At 67.6% G+C, this 20,335-nt stretch carries 23 protein-coding genes; 13 read left to right on the top strand and 10 right to left on the bottom strand.

The window, feature by feature from the left end; genetic code table 11:
• Positions 1-6 precede the first annotated feature (6 nt).
• The 3 genes from ACLJPD_RS21625 (at position 7) to ACLJPD_RS21615 (ending at position 4,497) form a co-directional block, all read left to right on the top strand.
• The gene (locus ACLJPD_RS21625; RefSeq protein ID WP_410874427.1) at positions 7-645 is read left to right on the top strand and encodes a DUF1772 domain-containing protein; all 639 of its coding nucleotides are present in this window, start codon (positions 7-9) and stop codon (positions 643-645) included.
• A 77-nt stretch (positions 646-722) separates the two neighbouring features.
• Entirely contained in the window at positions 723-1,655 is a 933-nt protein-coding gene (locus tag ACLJPD_RS21620) for an esterase/lipase family protein (RefSeq protein ID WP_410874426.1), read from the top strand.
• Positions 1,656-1,929: 274 nt separating this feature from the next.
• On the top strand, positions 1,930-4,497 hold the full coding sequence (locus ACLJPD_RS21615) for an ATP-dependent Clp protease ATP-binding subunit (protein WP_410874425.1): 2,568 nt from the start codon (positions 1,930-1,932) through the stop codon (positions 4,495-4,497).
• A gap of 60 nt (positions 4,498-4,557) precedes the next feature.
• Here ACLJPD_RS21615 and ACLJPD_RS21610 read toward each other — a convergent pair whose 3' ends face one another.
• Positions 4,558-5,022 carry a YfbM family protein gene (locus ACLJPD_RS21610; protein ID WP_410874424.1) on the bottom strand — a complete coding sequence of 155 codons (465 nt, stop codon included), beginning with the start codon at positions 5,020-5,022 and terminating at the stop codon, positions 4,558-4,560.
• Between the two features lie 108 nt (positions 5,023-5,130).
• Here ACLJPD_RS21610 and ACLJPD_RS21605 point away from each other — a divergent pair, with 108 nt between their 5' ends.
• Positions 5,131-5,979 carry a helix-turn-helix domain-containing protein gene (locus ACLJPD_RS21605; protein ID WP_410874423.1) on the top strand — a complete coding sequence of 283 codons (849 nt, stop codon included), beginning with the start codon at positions 5,131-5,133 and terminating at the stop codon, positions 5,977-5,979.
• Here ACLJPD_RS21605 and ACLJPD_RS21600 read toward each other — a convergent pair.
• A complete protein-coding gene (locus ACLJPD_RS21600; RefSeq protein WP_410874422.1) occupies positions 5,960-7,150 on the bottom strand; it encodes an MFS transporter in 1,191 nt (396 codons plus the stop codon). The two genes, ACLJPD_RS21605 and ACLJPD_RS21600, sit on opposite strands and share 20 nt — an antisense overlap.
• A 234-nt stretch (positions 7,151-7,384) precedes the next feature.
• Here ACLJPD_RS21600 and ACLJPD_RS21595 point away from each other — a divergent pair, with 234 nt between their 5' ends.
• Positions 7,385-8,032, top strand: coding sequence for a vWA domain-containing protein (locus ACLJPD_RS21595; RefSeq protein ID WP_410874421.1), 648 nt, complete (start codon positions 7,385-7,387; stop codon positions 8,030-8,032).
• A 45-nt stretch (positions 8,033-8,077) separates the two neighbouring features.
• Here ACLJPD_RS21595 and ACLJPD_RS21590 read toward each other — a convergent pair whose 3' ends face one another.
• On the bottom strand, positions 8,078-9,379 hold the full coding sequence (locus ACLJPD_RS21590) for a sensor histidine kinase (protein WP_410874420.1): 1,302 nt from the start codon (positions 9,377-9,379) through the stop codon (positions 8,078-8,080).
• Between the two features lie 135 nt (positions 9,380-9,514).
• Here ACLJPD_RS21590 and ACLJPD_RS21585 point away from each other — a divergent pair, with 135 nt between their 5' ends.
• Together ACLJPD_RS21585 and ACLJPD_RS21580 are read left to right on the top strand one after the other, a co-directional pair.
• Entirely contained in the window at positions 9,515-9,961 is a 447-nt protein-coding gene (locus ACLJPD_RS21585; RefSeq protein WP_410874419.1) for an SRPBCC family protein, read from the top strand.
• A 95-nt stretch (positions 9,962-10,056) separates the two neighbouring features.
• Positions 10,057-10,494, top strand: coding sequence for an OsmC family peroxiredoxin (locus ACLJPD_RS21580; protein WP_410874418.1), 438 nt, complete (start codon positions 10,057-10,059; stop codon positions 10,492-10,494).
• Positions 10,495-10,532: 38 nt separating this feature from the next.
• On the opposite strand, the gene ACLJPD_RS21575 is transcribed toward ACLJPD_RS21580, so the two are convergent.
• The 4 genes from ACLJPD_RS21575 to ACLJPD_RS21560 form a co-directional block, all read right to left on the bottom strand.
• Positions 10,533-10,985 carry a hypothetical protein gene (locus ACLJPD_RS21575; protein ID WP_410874417.1) on the bottom strand — a complete coding sequence of 151 codons (453 nt, stop codon included), beginning with the start codon at positions 10,983-10,985 and terminating at the stop codon, positions 10,533-10,535.
• 37 nt (positions 10,986-11,022) lie between these two features.
• Positions 11,023-11,799 (bottom strand): CbtA family protein, encoded by a 777-nt coding sequence (locus tag ACLJPD_RS21570; protein ID WP_410874416.1) that lies wholly within the window; start codon positions 11,797-11,799, stop codon positions 11,023-11,025.
• Positions 11,790-11,990 carry a CbtB domain-containing protein gene (locus ACLJPD_RS21565; protein WP_019044677.1) on the bottom strand — a complete coding sequence of 67 codons (201 nt, stop codon included), beginning with the start codon at positions 11,988-11,990 and terminating at the stop codon, positions 11,790-11,792. Before ACLJPD_RS21565 ends, ACLJPD_RS21570 begins: the two co-directional genes overlap by 10 nt.
• Positions 11,991-12,217: 227 nt before the next feature.
• On the bottom strand, positions 12,218-12,541 hold the full coding sequence (locus ACLJPD_RS21560) for an antibiotic biosynthesis monooxygenase family protein (RefSeq protein WP_410874415.1): 324 nt from the start codon (positions 12,539-12,541) through the stop codon (positions 12,218-12,220).
• A gap of 168 nt (positions 12,542-12,709) precedes the next feature.
• On the opposite strand from ACLJPD_RS21560, the gene ACLJPD_RS21555 reads away from it, so the two are divergent.
• Complete coding sequence (locus ACLJPD_RS21555; protein WP_410874414.1) at positions 12,710-13,453, top strand: alpha/beta fold hydrolase; 744 nt, start codon at positions 12,710-12,712, stop codon at positions 13,451-13,453.
• Positions 13,454-13,477: 24 nt separating this feature from the next.
• Here the strand turns inward: ACLJPD_RS21555 and ACLJPD_RS21550 are convergent, their stop codons facing one another.
• The gene (locus tag ACLJPD_RS21550) at positions 13,478-14,356 is read right to left on the bottom strand and encodes an A/G-specific adenine glycosylase (RefSeq protein WP_410874413.1); all 879 of its coding nucleotides are present in this window, start codon (positions 14,354-14,356) and stop codon (positions 13,478-13,480) included.
• 91 nt (positions 14,357-14,447) lie between these two features.
• Here ACLJPD_RS21550 and ACLJPD_RS21545 point away from each other — a divergent pair, with 91 nt between their 5' ends.
• Together ACLJPD_RS21545 and ACLJPD_RS21540 are read left to right on the top strand one after the other, a co-directional pair.
• Positions 14,448-15,071 (top strand): carbonic anhydrase, encoded by a 624-nt coding sequence (locus ACLJPD_RS21545; RefSeq protein WP_410874412.1) that lies wholly within the window; start codon positions 14,448-14,450, stop codon positions 15,069-15,071.
• Positions 15,072-15,152: 81 nt separating this feature from the next.
• Complete coding sequence (locus tag ACLJPD_RS21540) at positions 15,153-15,821, top strand: hypothetical protein (protein ID WP_410874411.1); 669 nt, start codon at positions 15,153-15,155, stop codon at positions 15,819-15,821.
• 154 nt (positions 15,822-15,975) lie between these two features.
• Here ACLJPD_RS21540 and radA read toward each other — a convergent pair whose 3' ends face one another.
• Together radA and ACLJPD_RS21530 are read right to left on the bottom strand one after the other, a co-directional pair.
• Positions 15,976-17,376 (bottom strand): DNA repair protein RadA, encoded by a 1,401-nt coding sequence (gene radA / locus ACLJPD_RS21535; protein ID WP_410874410.1) that lies wholly within the window; start codon positions 17,374-17,376, stop codon positions 15,976-15,978.
• Positions 17,377-17,455: 79 nt separating this feature from the next.
• Positions 17,456-18,202 carry a hypothetical protein gene (locus tag ACLJPD_RS21530; RefSeq protein WP_410874409.1) on the bottom strand — a complete coding sequence of 249 codons (747 nt, stop codon included), beginning with the start codon at positions 18,200-18,202 and terminating at the stop codon, positions 17,456-17,458.
• A 353-nt stretch (positions 18,203-18,555) separates the two neighbouring features.
• Here ACLJPD_RS21530 and carD point away from each other — a divergent pair, with 353 nt between their 5' ends.
• Genes carD through ispF form a run of 3 tightly spaced genes read left to right on the top strand, consistent with a single transcriptional unit; the run spans position 18,556 to position 20,264 of the window.
• Positions 18,556-19,044 carry an RNA polymerase-binding transcription factor CarD gene (carD, locus tag ACLJPD_RS21525; RefSeq protein WP_019044685.1) on the top strand — a complete coding sequence of 163 codons (489 nt, stop codon included), beginning with the start codon at positions 18,556-18,558 and terminating at the stop codon, positions 19,042-19,044.
• A gap of 15 nt (positions 19,045-19,059) precedes the next feature.
• Positions 19,060-19,800: a 2-C-methyl-D-erythritol 4-phosphate cytidylyltransferase gene (gene ispD, locus ACLJPD_RS21520; RefSeq protein ID WP_410874408.1), complete on the top strand. Its 741-nt coding sequence runs from the start codon at positions 19,060-19,062 to the stop codon at positions 19,798-19,800.
• Entirely contained in the window at positions 19,797-20,264 is a 468-nt protein-coding gene (gene ispF, locus ACLJPD_RS21515; RefSeq protein WP_410874407.1) for a 2-C-methyl-D-erythritol 2,4-cyclodiphosphate synthase, read from the top strand. Before ispD ends, ispF begins: the two co-directional genes overlap by 4 nt.
• The last annotated feature ends 71 nt before the right edge of the window (positions 20,265-20,335 follow it).

Below are 20,335 nucleotides of genomic sequence, written 5' to 3'. Positions count from 1 at the left end.
CATCGCATGTTCGCAGTTCGGATGGCCACCATGATGCTGGCGTTGCTCAGCACCGGACTCGTCGCGGGCGTGTTCTTCGCCTACGCGATCTCGGTGATGCCCGCGTTGGCGCGCACCTCCGACCGCACGCTGATCGAGGTCATGCAGAAGGTCAACATCGTGATCATCAACCCCTGGTTCATGTTCGCCTTCATGGGCACGGTCGGTTTCACCGCGCTGGCCGCGGTGCTGCACCTGGGCAAGGACCAGCGCTCGACGCTGATCTGGATCGGAATCGCCGTGGCGCTCAGCGTGATCGCGTTCGCGGTCACCGCGGCGTTGAACGTACCGCTCAACGAGGCACTGGACGCGGCGGGCGATCCCGCGTCGATCGTCGACACTGCCGCTGTCCGCGCGGATTACGAGGCGGCGTGGGTCCGTTGGAACCTCGCCCGCACGGTCCTGACCACCGCGGCGTTCCTGGTGCTGTGCGCAGCGATGTTCGTCGCCGGGGTGCAACACGGCAAGTCCGCCGAAGCGACTGCCGGACAGGCCTTCTCGCAGACGTCCGCGCAGCAGGGCGGTCCCGTTGCCGGACAGCAGTTCTCGCAGCAGTCCGCGGCCCTGAGCCTCGGTACGCCGTACGGCGCGCAGCAGCGTCGATGATTTCGGTGCGGTAGCGCCACGCGATCACTAGAACGTGTTCCATGATGAGTGGAACACGTTCTAGTGAGGAGTCGTTCATGCGACGCAATTCGCTTCTGGTGCTGGCCGCGGCGGCCGCGCTCGCCTGGCTGCCGGCCACCGCGTCGGCCCAGCCGCTCCCGGTCGACTACAACTTCTTCGCGGGCATCCCCCCGGAACTCACCAACCCGGGCGGCTCGCTGCCCGGCGCGAACGACCCGAACTGTGTCCCCTCGCCCGAGCACCCCGACCCGGTGGTCCTGCTGCACGGCACCGGCGGCGGAGGACAGACGAACTGGGGCGTGTACGCCCCGCTGCTGGCCAACGAGGGCTATTGCGTCTATAGCCTCACCTACGGCGCCTACGGCCTTCCGTGGCCCGTCTCGGCGATCGGCGGCATGCGGCCCATCGAGCAGAGCGCCGCCGAGGTGTCCGCCTTCGTCGACGGTGTGCTGGCCCGCACCGGCGCCGAGCGGGTCGACCTGATCGCCCATTCGCAGGGCAACATCGTCGGCAATTACTACATCAAGCGGCTCGGCGGCGCGGACAAGGTCGGCAAGCTCGTCGGGATCGCGCCGCCCTGGCTCGGCACCAACGCGTTCGGGGCGGGCGATATCGCCCACTTCAGCCGGGCGCTCGGCGCGGGCCCGGCCTTCGACGCGGTCAGTTCGTCGCTGTGTCAGGCCTGCGGGCAGATGTTCACCGGCTCGCCCTTCATGATCGCGCTCAACGCCGACGGTGTGTACGACCCGCGCGTCACTTACACCAATATCGTCTCCGCCATCGACGAGCTGGTCGTCCCGCACACCTCGGGCCTTGTCCCCGGACCGAGGACCACCTCGATCGTCGTGCAGGACGGTTGCGCGCAGGACTACTCCGAACACCTGGCCATCGCGGGCAGTCCACGCGCGGCCGGTCACGTCCTCAACGCCCTCGATCCGGCGAGACAGGCCGCGGTGCCCTGCGAATTCGTCCCACCCTTCACCGGTTGAGCCCCGCTGGCACGATTTCGCTACAGGCAAAACTGCACAGGAAACGAATGCCGCGACGTGCGCGTTGTGAGTGAGTGACCATGTTGTCGCCGGTCCCCATTAGGGTGGACCGGCGGCGGCGGAATCCCCTGCCAACTAGAGTGGATGGCGGGGGCCGCAACCCCCGGGCTTCATGGCAGGCTGACGGCGAAGTTGTCGGTCCGACGCCCTAGGTTGTATCGAGCATACTGCGGCGTCTGTTGCCAGAATGTCGGAGCAGGAGAGTGAGGGAGCGATGTTCGAGAGGTTCACCGACCGCGCGAGGCGTGTCGTTGTCCTGGCCCAAGAAGAGGCCCGGATGCTCAACCACAACTACATCGGCACCGAGCACATCCTGCTTGGGTTGATCCACGAGGGCGAGGGTGTGGCGGCGAAGTCGCTGGAGTCCCTTGGCATCTCGCTGGAGGGTGTGCGCAGCCAGGTCGAGGAGATCATCGGGCAGGGCCAGCAGGCGCCGTCCGGTCACATCCCCTTCACCCCGCGTGCCAAGAAGGTGCTGGAGCTGAGCCTGCGCGAAGCGCTGCAGCTCGGCCACAACTACATCGGTACCGAGCACATCCTGCTCGGCCTCATCCGTGAGGGCGAGGGCGTCGCGGCCCAGGTGCTGGTCAAGCTCGGCGCCGACCTCAACCGTGTCCGTCAGCAGGTCATCCAGCTGCTGTCCGGGTACCAGGGCAAGGAGCCCGTCGAGGGCGCCGGTCCGCGCGGCGAGGCGGGCACTCCGTCCACGTCGCTGGTGCTCGACCAGTTCGGCCGCAACCTCACTCAGGCCGCGCTCGAGGGCAAGCTCGACCCGGTTATCGGCCGCTCGAAGGAAATCGAGCGCGTCATGCAGGTGCTGAGCCGCCGCACCAAGAACAACCCGGTGCTGATCGGCGAGCCCGGTGTCGGTAAGACCGCGGTCGTCGAGGGCCTGGCACAGGCCATCGTCAACGGCGAGGTCCCCGAGACCCTCAAGGACAAGCAGCTCTACACCCTCGACCTGGGCTCCCTGGTCGCGGGCAGCCGCTACCGCGGTGACTTCGAAGAGCGCCTCAAGAAGGTGCTCAAGGAGATCAACACCCGCGGCGACATCATCCTGTTCATCGACGAGCTGCACACGCTCGTCGGCGCGGGTGCTGCCGAAGGCGCCATCGACGCGGCCTCGATCCTGAAGCCGAAGCTGGCCCGTGGCGAGCTGCAGACCATCGGTGCCACCACCCTCGACGAGTACCGCAAGTACATCGAGAAGGACGCCGCCCTGGAACGCCGTTTCCAGCCGGTGCAGGTGGGCGAACCGACCGTCGAGCACACCATCGACATCCTCAAGGGTCTGCGCGACCGGTACGAGGCGCACCACCGGGTCTCCATCACCGACAGCGCACTCGTGGCCGCCGCCACCCTGGCCGACCGCTACATCAACGACCGGTTCCTGCCGGACAAGGCGATCGACCTGATCGACGAAGCGGGCGCGCGCATGCGCATCCGCCGGATGACCGCTCCGCCGGACCTGCGCGACTTCGACGACAAGATCGCCGACGCGCGCCGGGAGAAGGAAAGCGCTATCGACGCGCAGGACTTCGAGAAGGCCGCGCGTCTGCGCGACAAGGAGAAGCAGCTCGTCGCCAAGCGTGCCGAGCGCGAGAAGCAGTGGCGTTCCGGTGACCTGGACGTCGTGGCCGAGGTCGACGACGAGCAGATCGCGGAGGTGCTCGCCAACTGGACCGGCATCCCCGTCTTCAAGCTCACCGAGGAGGAGACCACCCGTCTGCTCCGCATGGAGGACGAGCTGCACAAGCGGATCATCGGCCAGGAAGATGCCGTCAAGGCCGTCTCCAAGGCGATCCGCCGCACTCGCGCCGGTCTGAAGGACCCGAAGCGTCCGTCGGGCTCGTTCATCTTCGCCGGCCCCTCGGGTGTCGGTAAGACCGAGCTCGCCAAGTCGCTGGCGAACTTCCTGTTCGGCGACGACGACGCGCTCATCCAGATCGACATGGGCGAGTTCCACGACCGCTTCACCGCTTCTCGTCTGTTCGGTGCCCCTCCCGGGTACGTGGGCTACGAGGAGGGCGGCCAGCTCACCGAGAAGGTGCGGCGCAAGCCGTTCTCGGTGGTGTTGTTCGACGAGATCGAGAAGGCGCACCAGGAGATCTACAACACGCTCCTGCAGGTGCTCGAGGACGGCCGTCTCACCGACGGTCAGGGTCGTACGGTCGACTTCAAGAACACCGTGCTGATCTTCACCTCGAACCTGGGCACCTCCGACATCTCCAAGGCAGTCGGGCTCGGCTTCACCCAGTCCAACGCCGAGGGCTCGAACTACGAGCGGATGAAGCTCAAGGTCAACGACGAGCTGAAGAAGCACTTCCGCCCCGAGTTCCTCAACCGCATCGACGACGTGATCGTCTTCCACCAGCTCACGAGCGAACAGATCGTGATGATGGTGGACCTGATGATCGCCCGTGTCGGCAGGCAGCTGAAGAACAAGGACATGGCCATGGAGCTGACCGATCAGGCCAAGAGCCTGCTCGCCAAGCGTGGTTTCGACCCGGTTCTCGGCGCTCGTCCGCTGCGTCGCACGATTCAGCGCGAGATCGAGGACCAGCTGTCGGAGAAGATCCTCTTCGGCGAGATCGGCGCAGGCCAGACCATCCTGGTCGACGTCGAGAACTGGAACGGCGAGGGTCTCGGCGAGGATGCCAAGTTCACCTTCACCGGCAAGACGAAGCTGACCAAGGCTTCCGCCACCGACGACAAGCCCGAGGTCGTCCTCACCGGCGCAGCCGAGGGCACCGCGCCCGAAGCCGCGGCCTCCGGCGAGTAACCAGCTGAACGACTGAGCCCGCCCCCTGAAAATCAGGGGGCGGGCTTTTCGCTGCCGGGATCAGCCGAAGCTCTGCAGGAGCCCGGACCGATGACGAGCGGCGTGCGCGAACACCTCGACCAGGCCGGCGTAGTACCGCCGGAGATAGCCGAGGCCGTCGTTGCCGTCGCGGATCCAGATCTGGGGGTAGACGCCGATCGCGTCCATCGCGACCGGGTCGTAGTGTGCGGCCAGTTTGTCGAATGACGTCTTACTCAGCAGCTCCGCGGTGCGAGCGACATCCTCCGGATTCCATCCGCTGTACCCGTCGAGGGCCAACGGCGTCGCGGTGAAGAACAGGTCGATACCCGTATCCGCCGCTTCCAGCAGGTATTTCAGCCCCGCCCACGACTTGTCCAGGTACCCGTCCGGATCGGTTTCCGGCCGTGTGAAGCCGTGGACAAGCTCCGCCGCACAATCTTTGTGCATCATCGCCAGTTCCAGATCCGCCGCGCTCACCCTGGTGAACGACATGATCACCCCCACAACAACTTCCTTCCCTCGGTTTTGCCCGAAGCTATCAATGGACACCGACAACATCGCCGCCGACCGGTACCGTTGAACGGCACGGAGTTCCATCGGGAGGGGTGCACAGTGACGCGGGCCGACAGTGCGCACAGCCTCGATGATGTGCTGGCCGGTGTGCAGTGGCGGTTCGCCGGACGCGACGAGTTCACGCTGACGGCAGGTCAGTGGGAGTTCATGACCCAGCCGAGCGCACTCGTTGTGTTGGACGGGCTGGTCCGTGTCGAAGGGCTCAGCACGACAGAGGATCTGGCGAGCGGTGACTTCCTGTTCGTTCCCGGCACAGACCGGTTCGCGATCAACGCGCTGTCCGCGGGCCGGGTGCTTCGGGTGCTCTTGGAACCCGTCGGGACCGGCAGCGCCATGACCGCGCTGCCCCAACGACTGCTGCTGACCGGATTCGTCGACCACACGCCGCTGGCCGCGACCATGTTCCGCCACTTGGTCGAGCAGTGCCCCGACCCGTTCGGTGTCCAGGGTGATCGGGTGGTCACCTTGATCACCTCGATGGCGATCGAGTCCTGGCATGCCCGCGGATGCGCGCCCCAACGATGGCTGCTGAAGGTGAACGAGCCCGGGGTGGCGCAGGCGGTCGCCGCGATGCATGCCGATCCGGGACAGGAGTGGACCGTCGAGGGATTGGCGAAGATCGCGTTGGCCTCGCGGTCCGGGTTCGCCACCCGATTCCAGGCGGCGACCGGTCTCACGCCGGGCCGGTACCTGACGAAATTACGGATCGAGCGGGCGCAACTGCTGCTGACCGACCGCGCTGTGCCGGTCGGTGCGGTGGCCCGCCGCCTCGGCTATCGCTCGGAGACCGCATTCGGGCGGGCCTTCCGGCGGCACACGGGCCGCACGCCGACGGATTGGCGGCGTGCGACCAGCGCGTCGGCAGATGTCAGTGCCCCGCTCGGGTGAGTGAGCGTCGGATCAGCACACCACCGAGCACCGCGGCGACGGCACCGAGAGCGTAGGTAGCGGCCAGGCCGATGCCGTCCACACCCCGGCCACCGACCGCCGAGCCGAGGATGATCGCCAGTTGGAAACCGCCGACGATCAGCCCGCTGCCCGCTTCCATCCGATCGGGCAGCACCCGCGACACCCACACCTGCACGAGGTTGAGGATGCCGCCGAACGCGGCGCCCCAGACCACCACCGCCAGGTAGGCGAGCGGGGCGAATGTCGCGGAGGCGATGATCGCGAGCAGTGAAAGGCCGATCGCCGTCGGCACCGCCAGCAGCAGGGCCCCGAGGTGGCGGTCGGCGAGTGCGCCGAGGACGAAGTTGCCGACCAGGCCACCGACGCCGAACAGGGCGAGCAGCACCGGGATCATCGCCGGACCCGCGCCGAGTAGTTCGGCCAGGGCGGGCCGGACATAGGTGTATCCGGCGAAGTGCCCTCCGACGATGGCGACCATGCTGACCAGGCCCAGAGTTACGCCCGGAGCCCGCAGGGCGTTTCCGAGTGCGGCGAAGCCGATGCCCTTGCTCGGCGCGATCGGCGGGAGCATCAGTCGGACGGCGACGGCGGTGGCGGCGGTCAGCGCGGCCGCGACCAGAAAGGTCGTCCGCCAGCCGGCGTAGGTGCTCAGCAGCACGCCGAGCGGCACTCCGGCCACCGTCGCGACCGTCGTTCCCGCGTTCACGATCATCATCGCCTTGCCGAGCCGTTCGGCGGGCACGAGTTTCGCGGCGATCACCAGCGCCATCGACCAGTAGCCGCCGACAGCCAGCCCGAGGAGTAGCCGCGCGATCAGCAACAGGACGATGTTCGGTGCGAGCGCCACCACCACGTTCGATACCGCCGCGCCGATGGTCAGCCCGATCAGCAGGGTGCGTCGATCCATGCAGGGAAACAGCGCGCCCGAGCCGAGTGCGGCCAGCAATGCGGTCAGGGCCGTCGCACTCACCGAGAGCCCGACGACTCCCTCCGGCACATTCAGATCGTTTGCCAGCACGGTGAGTACACCGGGGGGTAGGAATTCCGCGGTCACCAGCGTGAAGCTGCCGAGGAACATGGTCAGCAGGGCGGGCCAGACCCGGCGATCGGTGGTCTCTACCGTCGCGTCGGCCCTTGAAGTCGTCGTCATGGCAGGTGCAACATCGTCGGCCGCCGTAGCTCTCGCCCGAAACGCCACCGCATCCGACTCAAACGCCGCGTTCGCGCGGCGTCGACCGCGAGATGGCTTCGATCAGTTCGAACGTGGTGGTGGAAATTCAGGCTTGGCGATACCTTGGCGACTTCTTTTCGCCGGTCTGACAGGCCGATTCCGGGGCGTACGGTGGGAATTGCTTGTCCAACCGACACGGGGGTGTTCGCACACATGACTGATTCCGACCGCACACTGATCGCCGTTCTGCTCGACCGCTCGGGCTCGATGCAGACGATCAAGGCCGATACCGAAGGTGGGTTGGCCGCCTATTTCGAACAGCAGCGGGAGGTGCCGAAGAAGATCGAGGTCACGCTCGCGCAGTTCGACACCACCTACGACGTCGTCTACGCGAATGTGCCGCTGGCTCAGGTGCCCGCGCCCAGCTTGCAGCCGCGCGGTGGGACCGCGCTCTACGACGCGCTCGGCAAGCTCGTCACCAGCGTGGGCACCGAACTGGCCGAGCGCCCCGAACACGAACGTCCCGGCACCGTGATCATCGTCGTCCTCACCGACGGCCACGAGAACTCCAGCCGTGAGTGGACCCACGCCGCCGTGAAGTCCCTCATCACCCAGCAGCAAGACGTCTACAACTGGACCTTCGTCTTCCTCGGCGCCAACATGGACGCGGTGGAAGTAGGCGCCGACCTCGGCTTCGACCCCGGCTCGGCCATCACCTACGCCCCGGTCGCAGGCGGCGTCCGCGGCGCCTTCGACGCCCTCTCCGCCTACTCCGCCCGAGCCCAAGCCGCCCCCGCGGGGGCAGCCCGCCGCGCCCACTTCTCCACTGCCGAGCGTCGCCAAGCCGACCAGGGCAAGTAGTCCTACGCCACGTCGACCTTCTCGAAACGCGCTACGAACGGCTCCTCATGCTCGGGCCTGCTCGCCGTTGACGGATTCCGCGCGTGCCTCAGGTGGCGACAAAGCCGCGGGGCGGGCGGGCAACCGGGCCGCCACGCGGAACCCGCCGGACGGTCGCGGACCAGCGGTCAGCGCCCCACCCAACGCGTGCGCTCGTTCCCGCATCCCGATGATCCCGTTGCCGCCGATGCCCGTTCGTACAGCGGTTCCGGTGGGCCTGGTGTTGTCGACGGTGATACCGATCGATTCCGGCGTATATCGCAGGGTGATCAGCGCCGTGGCTCCTGGCGCGTGCCGCACCACATTGGTCAGCGACTCCTGCACGATCCTGGCCGCCGCCACATCGATCACGCTCGGCAGCTTCTTGGGCATGCCGATGATCTTGGTATCGACGTCGAGCCCGGTCGCGCGGGTGCGTTCCAAGAGGGTATCGAGGTCCTCGAGGGTGGGCTCGGGTGCGCGCGGGGCGGGTCGGGGTGGCTCGGGTCGTGCGGCGGGCACGATCGAATCCGGCTCGGTAACAGTGCTTTCGGGGTAATCCGGTGCGACGCTTGTCCCGCTGCGGATCGCGTGGAGCAGGGTATGAACTTTGGCCAGTGCCTCTTTGGACGTCGTCTTGATCGTGGCCAGCGCCGCCGCCGCCTGCTGCGGTTTGCGATCGAAGAGTTCCAGCGCCACCGACGACTGCACGTTGATCAGCGAAAGGCTGTGCGCGAGCACATCGTGCAGCTCGCGGGCGATGGCGAGCCGCTCCTCGGCGGCCGCTCTGGCCTGCTGGGCCTCGTCGTCACGTCGCGCCGCCTCGGCCCGCTGCGCACGTGCGAGCACCACTGTCCGTCGTTGCCGCACGCCCTCGACGATCCCGACCAGCACAGCGACCCAGCCCAGCAGCCCGAATATCTGCCACGCATCGGAATGGCGTCCCAGCAGGGCAGGCAGTGGCCACACCATCAACAGATAGCCGACGGCCACCACCGGGTATGTGCGCCACCGTGATCCGTGGATCGCCGCGGAAAGGAACGCGATGATCAGCGAAAGGAAGATCGGCCCGAACCCGTAGTCGCGCAGCACATAGGCCACCGCGGCGACGAACGCCACCAGCAGCACTGGTTCGGGCAGCACCCGCCGCAAACTCAGCGCGATCGGCCCCGCGAGCAGCAGCAGATACGCGAACGCATCCAGCGACCGCACTCCGGTTTGATGCGAATTCGCACCGGAACTACCGGCCAGCTGGATCACCGCGACCACCACTGCCAGGCCCCAGTCCTGAACGACCGAGCCACGCTCCCACTTCGCAGACGCTCCCACGGGTCCAACCCTATGGTGTGCACGCGCCACCCGCGTCGGCCTGCGCACGTATTCCCGCGCTGGGTACGACTTGGAGAGCCGCTGCTCGCGCACCCGATGCGGCATTCGGCCGGTCAGCACCGGTAGAGTCGGCTGATGGACCAGCAAGTTCGCCCTCCGGACCTGTCCACGCGCCCGCACGAGCTCACCGTCGAGCGCGTGATGACAGCGCAGCCCAGCTTGCTCTACGCGGCCTGGACCCAAGGCCTCGATCTGTGGCTGGCCGTTCCCGGATCGGTCCTGATGCGCCCCGCCCACAACGAGCCGCTCTACTTCGACACCGGCTCCGCCGACAAGCGCAATCCCCACTACGGCCGCATCCTGCTGCTCGAACCGAACCGCCGGGTCGAGTTCACCTGGGTCACCGCCGCCACCGACGGCGTCGAAACGGTGGTCGCCGCCGAATTCCTCAAGCAGCCGCGGGGTATCCGCCTGCGCCTGCGCCACTCCGGGTTCCCGACAGCGGCGATCCGAGATCTGCACCAGCAGGTCTGGCCCGACAAGCTCGAACGCCTCGACGAAGTCACCAGCAAAGTGTCCTGATTCAGCGCAGTGTCTCGAGGTGACCCCGTCGTAATCCGCCTGCGCGCGAGTAGGTTCGTCACCGAACGCACCACACACGAATCGAAAGGATCGCGATGCCGACTCGTAGCGCACGCACACTCTGGTCAGGCGGACTGCAGGACGGGTCCGGGCAGGTCGAACTGGCCAGCTCGGGGGTGGGCAAGTTCGACGTGAGCTTCCCGCGCCGGGCGGCCGACACGGCCGAGGGCACCAGCCCGGAGGAACTGATCGGTGCGGCGCATTCGTCGTGCTACTCGATGGCGCTGTCGGGCGAGATCGCCAACGCCGGTGGTACACCGGAAAGCCTGGATGTGACCGCGGACGTGACACTGGCGCCGGACCCGGCGGGCGGGTTCGCGATCAGCAAGATCAAACTGACCGTGCGCGGGCGCGCCTCGGGCCTGGATGCCGACGGATTCGCCGCGGCTGCTCTCGCGGCCAAGAACGGTTGCCCGGTCAGCAAGGCCCTCACCGGGGTGGCCGAGATCGAGCTGGACGCGGCGCTGGTCTGATCGAACTCGCGTGGCCGTTTTTCACAAGGACGATCAGTTCAGCGCTGGGTGAACCAGCGATGCGCGGCGGGGGTGTACATGGCAGGAATCGCGATGACCACGGCCAGGACGTGCACTGTGCGGCAGCCTGCCAGCACGATCGAGCTTTCGGACATGCCGTCGAACAGCGTCGTGTAGTCGTCGGTGGACAGCACGACCGCCAGCGGCTCGATGATCAGCGAGACCAGGCCGACCACGCCGATGCCGACGGTGAGCACAGCGCGGGCCACGCGGCTGCCGTTGAGCATGTACAGCGCGACCCCGGCGACGGCCAGGTAAATGGCGAGTCGAGGGAGCAAACCCGCTGCGGTGGCGCCGAATTCGTCGCCACCACGAACGGCGCGCAACAGTCCTTCGGCAACTCCGGCGGCGAGGGCGGTGAAGAGTCCGCCGAAGGCGACGTGCACGGCGCGGGGGCGAGTGGCGGAGACGAGAGAGGCAGTGCCGGTCATGACAGGAGACACTGCCTGTCTCGGCTACTCGCGAGGATCACCCTGCGGTAGGAACCTGGTCCACTACCGGAGTGCTACGCCGCGAAGCGAATTCCGTGAGCGCGGCGAACGCCAACCCCAAACTCACCCACAGCGTGGTGGTTTCGGCCAGCGAGGCTACCCGGAAATTCCACAGCAGGGTGGCGGGGAAGTCGTCGGCCACCTCGTTCACACCGGGCAGCAGCACGTAGCCGACCGTGGTGACCACGACGAACGCACCGACCCCGGCGACGAGCCGCAGCGTGTCCGACGCGACGAGCGCGCGATAGGCCGCGACGGCGGCCGACACGGCCAGCAGGCCGAGCACGACAGCCGCGACCCACAGCCAGGTGCGCTCGTTGATGGTTTCGGGATCACCCACCGCGGGCGGGTTGGCCGGATACTTGAAGAACGGCACCGCGACGATCGCCGCCCACGCGAGAACCGCTGCGGTCAATGACAATTGGGGCCCGGACAGTTTCGTGAACCGGCGCGCCACGTTCACCGCCGACGCGAACAAGGCGCCGAATGCCATGCCTGCCAAGCCGAGCGCGAGGAACTGACCAGCCTTCTGGCCCGACCTGCTGACCAGTGGTTCTTCGCCCCCGTGGGAGTGCCCCTCGGTAGCTTCCGGTGCGTGCGAATGTCCGGCGGAACCGGCTTCCTCGATGGCGATCGCGGCGTCCACCTGGGGCTCGCCGACGAAGTAGCCCACTGTCGCGGCCAGCAGGCCGGCGATCAGGCCGGCCAGCAGGCCGCGCAACAGCAGGGTCTTGAACGGTCCGATCAGTGGCACGGGACACCGAGCAGGTGACGTCCGTCGTGCATCAGCTCGTGCAGGAACATCCCGCTACGCGAGACGGCCCCCTGGTCGAAACCGACCAGGTACAGGGCGAGCAGTGCAAGCAGGACGACACCGACCGTGACCAGCACGGTTGCGAGGGTGTCGAGGCCGGTCGACCGGCTGGGTGAATGCGCGATTGCCATTCGGGTCCTCCTGTAGGGATACGCGTCCCACGGTTGAAGTGTGGTGCGAAGGTGCCGGTGTCTGGCTCTCCGGCACCGGGTACCCGGTACATGGATGACAGTGGCGCGACCGCTCCGGACTCACACCGGAATTACCGCGCACCCTCGCGGATGTTGCCTCGAACTGTGACAGCCGCGAGCCGCCCACGTCAATACTTGTTCGCGCATGTCCAGCGGAAACGCCGCTGTCAGGCCTTCGCCGGCACGTCGAGGACGACCTCGAACTCGAGCAGCGACGCACCCGTCGACACCGGCTTGGGGCGCTCGCCGTCGCCACCGTTTCCGGCGTGCGCAGCACGGGCCGGACCGTCGCGCCACGCGGCGAACGATTCCTCCGAATCCCATTGCGTTACCACGAAATACCGGTTGTCGCCGGCGACGGGGCGCAACAATTGGAACCCGAGGAACCCGGGCGAATTCTCCACGGCACCCGCCCGCGCGGCGAACCGCTTCTCCAACTCGGGGCCCGCGCCCTCGGAAACTTCGATCGCATTGATCTTCACAACAGCCATAGGGCTGACAGTATCTTCGCCGGCTGGCACCGGGTGTTCGCGGCCCTGGCGGGCCTCGATCTTCCCTCCCGGCGGGCGCTCCTTCGTCGCACCCTCTGGTCAGTCCAGATCGAGGCGGGCCGCGAACTCGCCTGCGGCGACGTTGCGGAGCTGGGGCAGTATCGGGGTGTGTTGTACGACGAAGGTGGGTCAGGGGTTCCGATTCTGCTGTTGCACGGGCTGATGGGGAGTGCGCGGACCTGGGCGGACCAGGTGCCGTGGTTACGGGAGTACGGGCATGTTTATGCCGTGGATGCCGCTGGGCACGGGCGGCCGACGCCTGCCGAGCTCACGACGGAGGCGTTCGTGGCCGATCTGGCCGAGCGCACCGCCGCGATCACCGAGCCGATGGTGATCGTCGGGCATTCGATGGGCGCGATCCACGGGTGGATGTTCGCGGCGACCTATCCCGAGCGGGTGCGCGCGATCGTCGTCGAGGACATCGCCCCCGATTTCACCGGCCGCACCGCCGCCCATTGGGCCGAACTGATTCACTCCTGGCCGCAACCGTTCGCCGACGAACAAGCGATGCTCGATTACTTCGGCCCGGTCGCGGGCACCTACTTCCTGCGCGCCTTCACCGCGACACCCGATGGGTACCGCCTGCACGGCGAGGTCGACACCTTCCGCGCGATCTCCGAGGAATGGGGCACCCGCGACTTCTGGACCGAATGGAAGTCGGTGCGGGTGCCCGCGCTGCTCATCGAAGGTGAGCACACCATCACCCCGCCGGGGCAGATGCGCACGATGGCCGAGGTGGTTCCCGACGCGGAGTACGTGCGCGTCGAAGGGGCGGGCCACCTGGTGCACGATGAACAGCCCGAGGCGTACCGCGAACACGTCGGCCGGTTCCTGCGTCGTGTGACGCGCTGAACCGGGCTCCGCTGCGATCTGACGTTATCTGGCGGCGCTGCCCTCGCCCGCGAGGGCGAACAGGCCGTCGTCGGTCTGCTCGATCAGCCCGTCGACCAGCAACGAGTCCAATGCCCGCGCGCGCTGACCGGGGTCGCGGGTCCATGCCAGGTCGAGGCGGATCCGCTCGACCGGGCCTGACGCGTCGCGCAGCACGTCGAGCAACCGCCCGCGCGCCTGACGGTCGGTGCCCTCGTACTTCTGCACCTTGCGCGCGACCTCGGCGGCGGGTTTGCCCGCATCCACCCATGCGCAACGAGGCAGCGGGCAACGGGCGCAGTCGGGATTGCGGGCCGTGCAGACCAGGGCACCCAGTTCCATCAGAGCCGCCGAGAATGTCGCTGCCCGCGGCACCGGAACAGGAAGCAGCGCTTCGGTTTCCGCGAGATCGCGCGAAGACGGATTGCCCGGCTCGCGACCGTGCACGGCCCGTGCGACTACGCGCCGAACATTGGTGTCCACCACCGGAACTCGCTGTCCGTAGGCGAAGCAGGCCACCGCGCGAGCGGTGTACGCGCCGATTCCCGGCAGGCCCAGCAGCACGTCGACATCGGCGGGCACCACATCACCGTGCTCGGCCGCCAGCACCCGCGCGCACTCGTGCAACCGCAAGGCCCGCCGTGGATACCCCAACTTGCCCCACGCCCGCAGCACCTCCGCTTGCGACGACGCCGCCATCGCCGATGGCACCGGCCAGCGCGCCACCCACTCGCGCCAGATGGGTTCCACCCGCACCACCGGCGTCTGCTGCAGCATGATCTCGCTCATCAGGATGTGCCATGCGGTCGCGTCCGGCTCGCGCCACGGCAGTTCGCGTGCCGTCTCGCCGAACCAGTCCAGCAGGGCTTGCGCGTCGATGCTCACCGTTCCCGTTCCCTCTGAGCCAGGCTCTCGTTGCCGACGCTTAACGTGGCGGACTCGCTGGTAACCGAGGCCCTTGTGCACAATGGTCGGTATGCCTGGTTCCAATCCGATAAGCGCCTGGAAGTCTCTGCGCGAAGGCAATGAGCGCTTCGTCAACGACACCCTGCAGCATCCTAGCCAGGGTGCCGCGGACCGAGCCAAACTCGTCAAGGGCCAAAACCCCCACGCGATCCTGTTCGGCTGCGGTGATTCCCGCGTCGCCGCCGAACTGATCTTCGATCAGGGGCTCGGCGACATGTTCGTGGTGCGCACAGCGGGTCACGTCGTGGACAGTTCGGTGCTCGGCTCGATCGAATACGGCGTCGAGGTGCTCAATGTGCCCCTGATCGTGGTCCTCGGCCACGACAGCTGCGGCGCCGTGAAGGCCACCATCGACGCGCTCGACGGCGGCGAGGTGCCCGGTGGGTTCATTCGCAGTGTGGTCGAGCGGGTGACCCCGTCGATCCTGGTCGGCCGCCGCGAAGGTCTCAGCACGGTCGACGAGCTCGAGGCACGGCACGTGGAGGAGACGAGCAAGCTGCTGCTGCAGCGGTCGATGATCATCTCCCAGCGTGTTGCCACTGGTCAGTGCGCTATCGCCTGCGTCACCTACAAGCTGGAAGACGGTCGAGCGCAGCTGCGGCGCACCGTCGGCAATATCGGCGAGGTGGTCTGAACCGGGTCTTTCGCCCGGTTCGACCGCCGACACGCCGAGGTCATCGAGCGCGCCCTCGCGCGCTGCGCTTACCTTTGAAGTGTGCTGGAACCGAATGGACCGCTGTCACCGGAGATCTACTGGCGTCGCCGTGCACTCGCGATCGGCGTCATCGTCGTCGCGCTCGCGATCGTGATCTGGCTCGTCACCATGGTCGCGCGCGGCGGCGACTCGGCCGGTGCCGACTCCGCGGCCGCGACGACCACGACGTCGGCGGAGTCGAGTGCGTCCGCGACGAGCTCGACGCCGAGCAGCACGTCGGCCACCCCGAGCAGCGGGGCGCCGGCGACAACCAGTGCTGCCGCCCAGCCGGCGGCGCAGCCGTGCCAGGATCAGTCGCTGGCGTTGAAGGTGACCGTCGGCCAGCCGACCTACAAGGTCGGCGACCAGCCCGCCTTCGGCACCGTGATCACCAACATCTCGTCGGCGGCCTGTTCGCGTGACCTCGGCGCAGGCCCGCAGTTCCTCGTCTACACCCTCGACGGGCAGCGCAGGCTGTGGGCCAGCAACGACTGCAACGAGGACGGCCCGGCGGAGATGAAGACGCTCAAGGCCGGTGAACAACTCTCGTACAAGGGCACCTGGTTCGGCACCACCTCGCAGCCGCAGTGCGCGGGCGACCGACTGCAGGTGCCCGCGGGCGCGTACATGGTGGTCGCCGAACTCGGTGCCGTTCGCAGCGCCGCGGAGCCCTTCAACCTCGCCTCTTGATCGCGCGTCCCCGCATGCCGGGGCATTGTGCGGGTGCGCCATAGGTCACATGTTCGAGATGGGTCGATTTGCAGTGTTCGCAGGATCGGTGACCGCGTCAATGGACATTGGCGCGGAAATGGGTGAGAGGCGCTGATTCGGCCGGTTGCCGGAGTTATTCCACGGCCACCGTCTCGCGGGGTGCGCGGGATTTGCGGAGGTCGGCCAAACGCAGCGCCGAACGCAGGTCCCCGACCTCGTGGATCCGCATCGTGCCGGTCTTGGTCTTCTCCGAACCGGGCGGAACGAGAGCGGTCGTGAACCCAAGCCGTTCGGCTTCGGCCAGCCGCCTGCCGAGCCCGGTGACCTTGCGAACCTCACCCGCCAGCCCGACCTCGCCGAGGATCACCCAGCCCGCGGGCAGCGCGATATCGGCCTCGGCGGACGCGATGGCCAAGGCGATGGCCAGGTCCGCGGTCGGCTCCAACAAGCGCATCCCGCCGACGGTCGCCGCGTACACATCGTGCTTGCCGAGAAAGATCCGCCCTCGGCTCTGCAGCACCGCGAGCACCATCGAGACGCGGTTGTAGTCGAGCCCGCTCACGGCTCGGCGCGGCTGCGGAATCTCGGTCTTCACGGTGAGTCCCTGCACCTCGGCCACCAGCGGTCGTTTGCCGTCCATCGCCACGGTCACCGCGGTGCCGGAGACGGTGTCCGTTCGATGGTGCAGGAACAACCCGGACGGGTCGTCGACGCAGGCGATGCCGTCCTCGTGCAGTTCGAAACAGCCGACCTCGTCGGCGCTACCGAACCGGTTCTTGATGCCACGGACCATGCGCAGCGACGAATTCTTGTCACCCTCGAACTGCAACACCACGTCCACCAGGTGCTCGAGCGTGCGCGGGCCCGCCACATTGCCGTCCTTGGTGACGTGCCCGACCAGCAGCACCGAGATCCCGGTCGCCTTGGCCAGCGAGGTCAGCGCCGCGGTGACCGCGCGCACCTGGGTGACACCGCCGATCACCCCGTCCACCTCCGGCGCCAGCATGGTCTGCACCGAGTCCACCACCAGCAGCGACGGCCGCACCTGTTCCACATGCCCGAGCACGATCGACAGATCCGACTCGGCCGCCAGGTACACCCGGTCGTGCACCGCACCGGTCCGATCGGCTCGCAATCGCACCTGCCCGGCGGATTCCTCCGCGGTCACATACAGCGCGGTCTCCTCGCGCGCCGACGCCCACCGGAACGCGACCTCGAGCAACAACGTCGACTTGCCGACTCCCGGCTCACCCGACAGCAGCACCACCGACCCGGGCACCACACCGCCCCCGAGTACCCGATCGAGCTCGCTCACCCCCGTGGACCGCGCCTGCGTGACCTTGGCGTCGATCTGCGACAACGGTGCCGCGGCCGTGGTCGGCAGCATCGCCCGACGGCCCGGCGCCGTGGTGGACGCCGAAACGGCCACCTCGTTCACCGTTCCCCACGCCCCACAATCAGGGCACTTACCCACCCACTTGGACACCTCGTGCGTGCACGCGGAGCACCGGAAGACTGCTTTGGTCTTGGCCACACGCGCACCCTACGGACCTGTACCGACAGAAAAAGAGCCGCCGCGACAGTTCGCGACGGCTCTTCTCGACGTGCTGGTGTCAGTGACCGCCCGCACCCTCGGGCGCCGGACCGGACTTGTCGTTCTCGATCCGCGGCACCGCGGCGGCGTCGACCGGGACCGCCACCTGCACGGTGCCCGCGTCCTTGAAGTTGAAGGTGACGTTGTAGGTCAGGCCGGGGACGATGTCGGTGGCCAGCGCCGTGATCTCGATCGTGGCCGGCTTCTTCGCCGGATCGATCGACGGGGTGTCGCCCGCGGCGCTGGTCGGCGCGGCCGGGGTGCTGGTCGGCGCGGCCGAGGTGCTGGTCGGCGCGGCCGAGGTGCTGGTGGGTGCCGCCGTGGTGGTCGGCGTCGCAGACCCGGTGGCGTTGTGATCGCCGGCAGCGGCCGACGACGGACCCACGACCACGGTCTGCTGCGGCTTCAGCACGAACTTGGCGTCGCCGGCGGGGCCGGTGATCTTGATCTGGCCCAGGTCGGTGCTCACGCTGGTCAGCTCGTCGGTGACGGTCTCGCTACCGTTGACGATCGACAGCGCGATCACGGCCTTGCCACCCTTGCTGTGCTCGGCGGTGGCCTCGGGGTACACGATGTGCACGTTGCGCAGCGCGATGTCGCCGACATTGGCGTGGTTGCCGTTGATGGCGGCGGCCTGCGTCGAAGTCTGGGTGTGCTGGCCGGCACTGCAGCCGGTCAGGGCGATGCCCGCGGCAGCGGCGAGCGCGGCAACCGTCACCATGCGACGTCGCGCCGACAGGGCGGTCACAGCTTTCAGGGCAGTCACGGTTTGTGTCCTCCATGTCGACCGGGCTCACTCCGTTCCCATGGGGATCGGAGGGTAGTAACTAGGCAGCGTAGTAGTTCACTTCGCACGGGTGACGTTCGGGCTCGCGACGCGCGGGTGCGGAAGTAACAGTTCGGTGTCTCGAACGGGTTTGCCGGATCGATGCCGGGCCGTGGCTGTGCGATAACCGGTCGCTGTGCTGGTGGTTAACCCGTTCTGGCACAACACAATGCACAACAATTCTCGGATGTCAACCCCTGCGCTGGCCTCGTTGTGGCCCTGACCTGCACAGTTGATCGCGCCGTTATCGAGTCGCATGTTAAACTGTGAACATCGAAAGGGGCACGGGACACATGATTTTTAAGGTCGGAGACACCGTCGTTTACCCCCACCACGGAGCGGCGCTGATCGAAGCAATCGAGACCCGCACCATCAAGGGTGTGCAGAAAGAGTATCTGGTCCTGAAGGTCGCGCAAGGCGACCTGACCGTTCGGGTTCCCGCAGAGAACGCTGAATACGTCGGCGTCCGTGACGTCGTCGGCCAGGAAGGTCTCGATCGCGTCTTCCAGGTGCTGCGCGCGCCACACACGGAGGAGCCGACCAACTGGTCCCGCCGTTACAAGGCCAACCTCGAGAAGCTCGCCTCCGGCGATGTGAACAAGGTGGCCGAAGTGGTGCGTGACCTGTGGCGTCGTGAGCAGGACCGCGGCCTGTCCGCCGGTGAGAAGCGAATGCTTGCCAAGGCTCGTCAGATCCTCGTCGGTGAGCTCGCGCTCGCCGAGGGCACCGACGACGGCAAGGCCGAATCGCTGCTCGACGAGGTTCTCGCCGCGGCTTCCTAGAATTACACAATCAAAGTGCGACCTGTCGTAGCACTGGTCCCTGCCGCCGGTCGTGGCGTGCGCCTGGGTGAACCCACCCCGAAGGCGTTCGTTCCGGTCGGCGGTATACCTATGGTCCGGCTGGCCGTCGACGGACTGATCGCGTCCGGTGCGGTGCACCGGGTCGTCGTGGTCGTACCCGCCGAGCTGGTCGAGGCCGCCACCTCTTTGCTGTCCGACACCCCCTCGCTGACCGGCGGTTCGATGGTCCCTGTGCCGGTGCAGGTGGTGGTCGGCGGTGCTGAACGCACCGACTCGGTGCGCGCGGGCATCGCGGCCGCGCCCGACGCGGCGTTCTACCTCGTGCACGATGCCGCACGCGCGCTCACCCCACCTGAGCTGATCGCGCGGGTGGCCGCCGAACTGCAGGCCGGTAGTCCGGCCGTCGTCCCCGCGCTGCCCGTCGTCGACACCGTGAAATCGGTCGACGACGCGGGCATCGTCACCGGGACTCCCGACCGCGCCCACCTGCGCGCGATCCAGACCCCCCAGGGCTTCGCCGCCGACCTGCTGCGCCGCGCCTACGCCACCGAGGTCGGCGCCACCGACGACGCGGGCCTGGTCGAACGCCTTGGCGTCGACGTGCGAACCGTCGCAGGCGACCCGCTCGCTTTCAAGATCACCACCCCGCTCGACCTTCGCCTGGCCGAAGCGCTCCGTACCGACGGAATCGCGCGCGCCGAGGCGCACTCCGCAGTGCAAGCGGTCGCCCGATGAGAGTCGGCATCGGCAGCGACGTGCACCCCATCGAACCAGGCCGCCCCTGCTGGATGGCCGGTGTGCTGTTCGCTGACGCCGACGGCTGCTCGGGCCACTCCGACGGTGACGTCGCCGCCCACGCCCTGTGCGACGCACTCCTCTCCGCCGCGGGTCTCGGCGACGTCGGCGCTGTCTTCGGCGTCGGCCGCCCCGAATGGGCCGGTGTCACCGGCGCCGCCATGCTCACCGAGGTGCGCAGGCTGCTGACCGAAGAGGGCTTCGCGGTCGTGAACGCCGCGGTGCAGGTCATCGGCAATCGCCCGAAGATCGGCCCTCGCCGCGCCGAGGCGCAGAAGGTGCTCGGCGAACTGCTCGACGCGCCCGTTTCGGTGTCCGGCACCACGACGGACGGTCTCGGTCTGACGGGACGCGGCGAGGGTATCGCCGCCATCGCCACCTGTCTGATCGCAGCGTGTTCGTAGCCCCTGTGGGCCCCTGAAATCTTTCCTACCGCGCAGTGCCGACTCGGTCCATTCGATCAGCCGTTCCATAA

The sequence above is a fragment of the Nocardia sp. A7 genome (genome assembly GCF_046549215.1).
Classification (GTDB): domain Bacteria; phylum Actinomycetota; class Actinomycetes; order Mycobacteriales; family Mycobacteriaceae; genus Nocardia.
This window is presented reverse-complemented; position numbering and strand designations above follow the sequence as displayed.

What these genes read in the sequence shown, in the direction of transcription:
- ACLJPD_RS21625 (WP_410874427.1), top strand. Translation starts at nt 7, where the DNA reads ATGTTCGCAGTTCGGATGGCCACCATGATGCTGGCGTTGCTCAGCACC.
- ACLJPD_RS21620 (WP_410874426.1), top strand. Translation starts at nt 723, where the DNA reads ATGCGACGCAATTCGCTTCTGGTGCTGGCCGCGGCGGCCGCGCTCGCC.
- ACLJPD_RS21615 (WP_410874425.1), top strand. Translation starts at nt 1,930, where the DNA reads ATGTTCGAGAGGTTCACCGACCGCGCGAGGCGTGTCGTTGTCCTGGCC.
- ACLJPD_RS21600 (WP_410874422.1), bottom strand. Translation starts at nt 7,150, where the DNA reads ATGACGACGACTTCAAGGGCCGACGCGACGGTAGAGACCACCGATCGC.
- ACLJPD_RS21595 (WP_410874421.1), top strand. Translation starts at nt 7,385, where the DNA reads ATGACTGATTCCGACCGCACACTGATCGCCGTTCTGCTCGACCGCTCG.
- ACLJPD_RS21585 (WP_410874419.1), top strand. Translation starts at nt 9,515, where the DNA reads ATGGACCAGCAAGTTCGCCCTCCGGACCTGTCCACGCGCCCGCACGAG.
- ACLJPD_RS21580 (WP_410874418.1), top strand. Translation starts at nt 10,057, where the DNA reads ATGCCGACTCGTAGCGCACGCACACTCTGGTCAGGCGGACTGCAGGAC.
- ACLJPD_RS21575 (WP_410874417.1), bottom strand. Translation starts at nt 10,985, where the DNA reads ATGACCGGCACTGCCTCTCTCGTCTCCGCCACTCGCCCCCGCGCCGTG.
- ACLJPD_RS21565 (WP_019044677.1), bottom strand. Translation starts at nt 11,990, where the DNA reads ATGGCAATCGCGCATTCACCCAGCCGGTCGACCGGCCTCGACACCCTC.
- ACLJPD_RS21560 (WP_410874415.1), bottom strand. Translation starts at nt 12,541, where the DNA reads ATGGCTGTTGTGAAGATCAATGCGATCGAAGTTTCCGAGGGCGCGGGC.
- ACLJPD_RS21545 (WP_410874412.1), top strand. Translation starts at nt 14,448, where the DNA reads ATGCCTGGTTCCAATCCGATAAGCGCCTGGAAGTCTCTGCGCGAAGGC.
- carD (WP_019044685.1), top strand. Translation starts at nt 18,556, where the DNA reads ATGATTTTTAAGGTCGGAGACACCGTCGTTTACCCCCACCACGGAGCG.
- ispF (WP_410874407.1), top strand. Translation starts at nt 19,797, where the DNA reads ATGAGAGTCGGCATCGGCAGCGACGTGCACCCCATCGAACCAGGCCGC.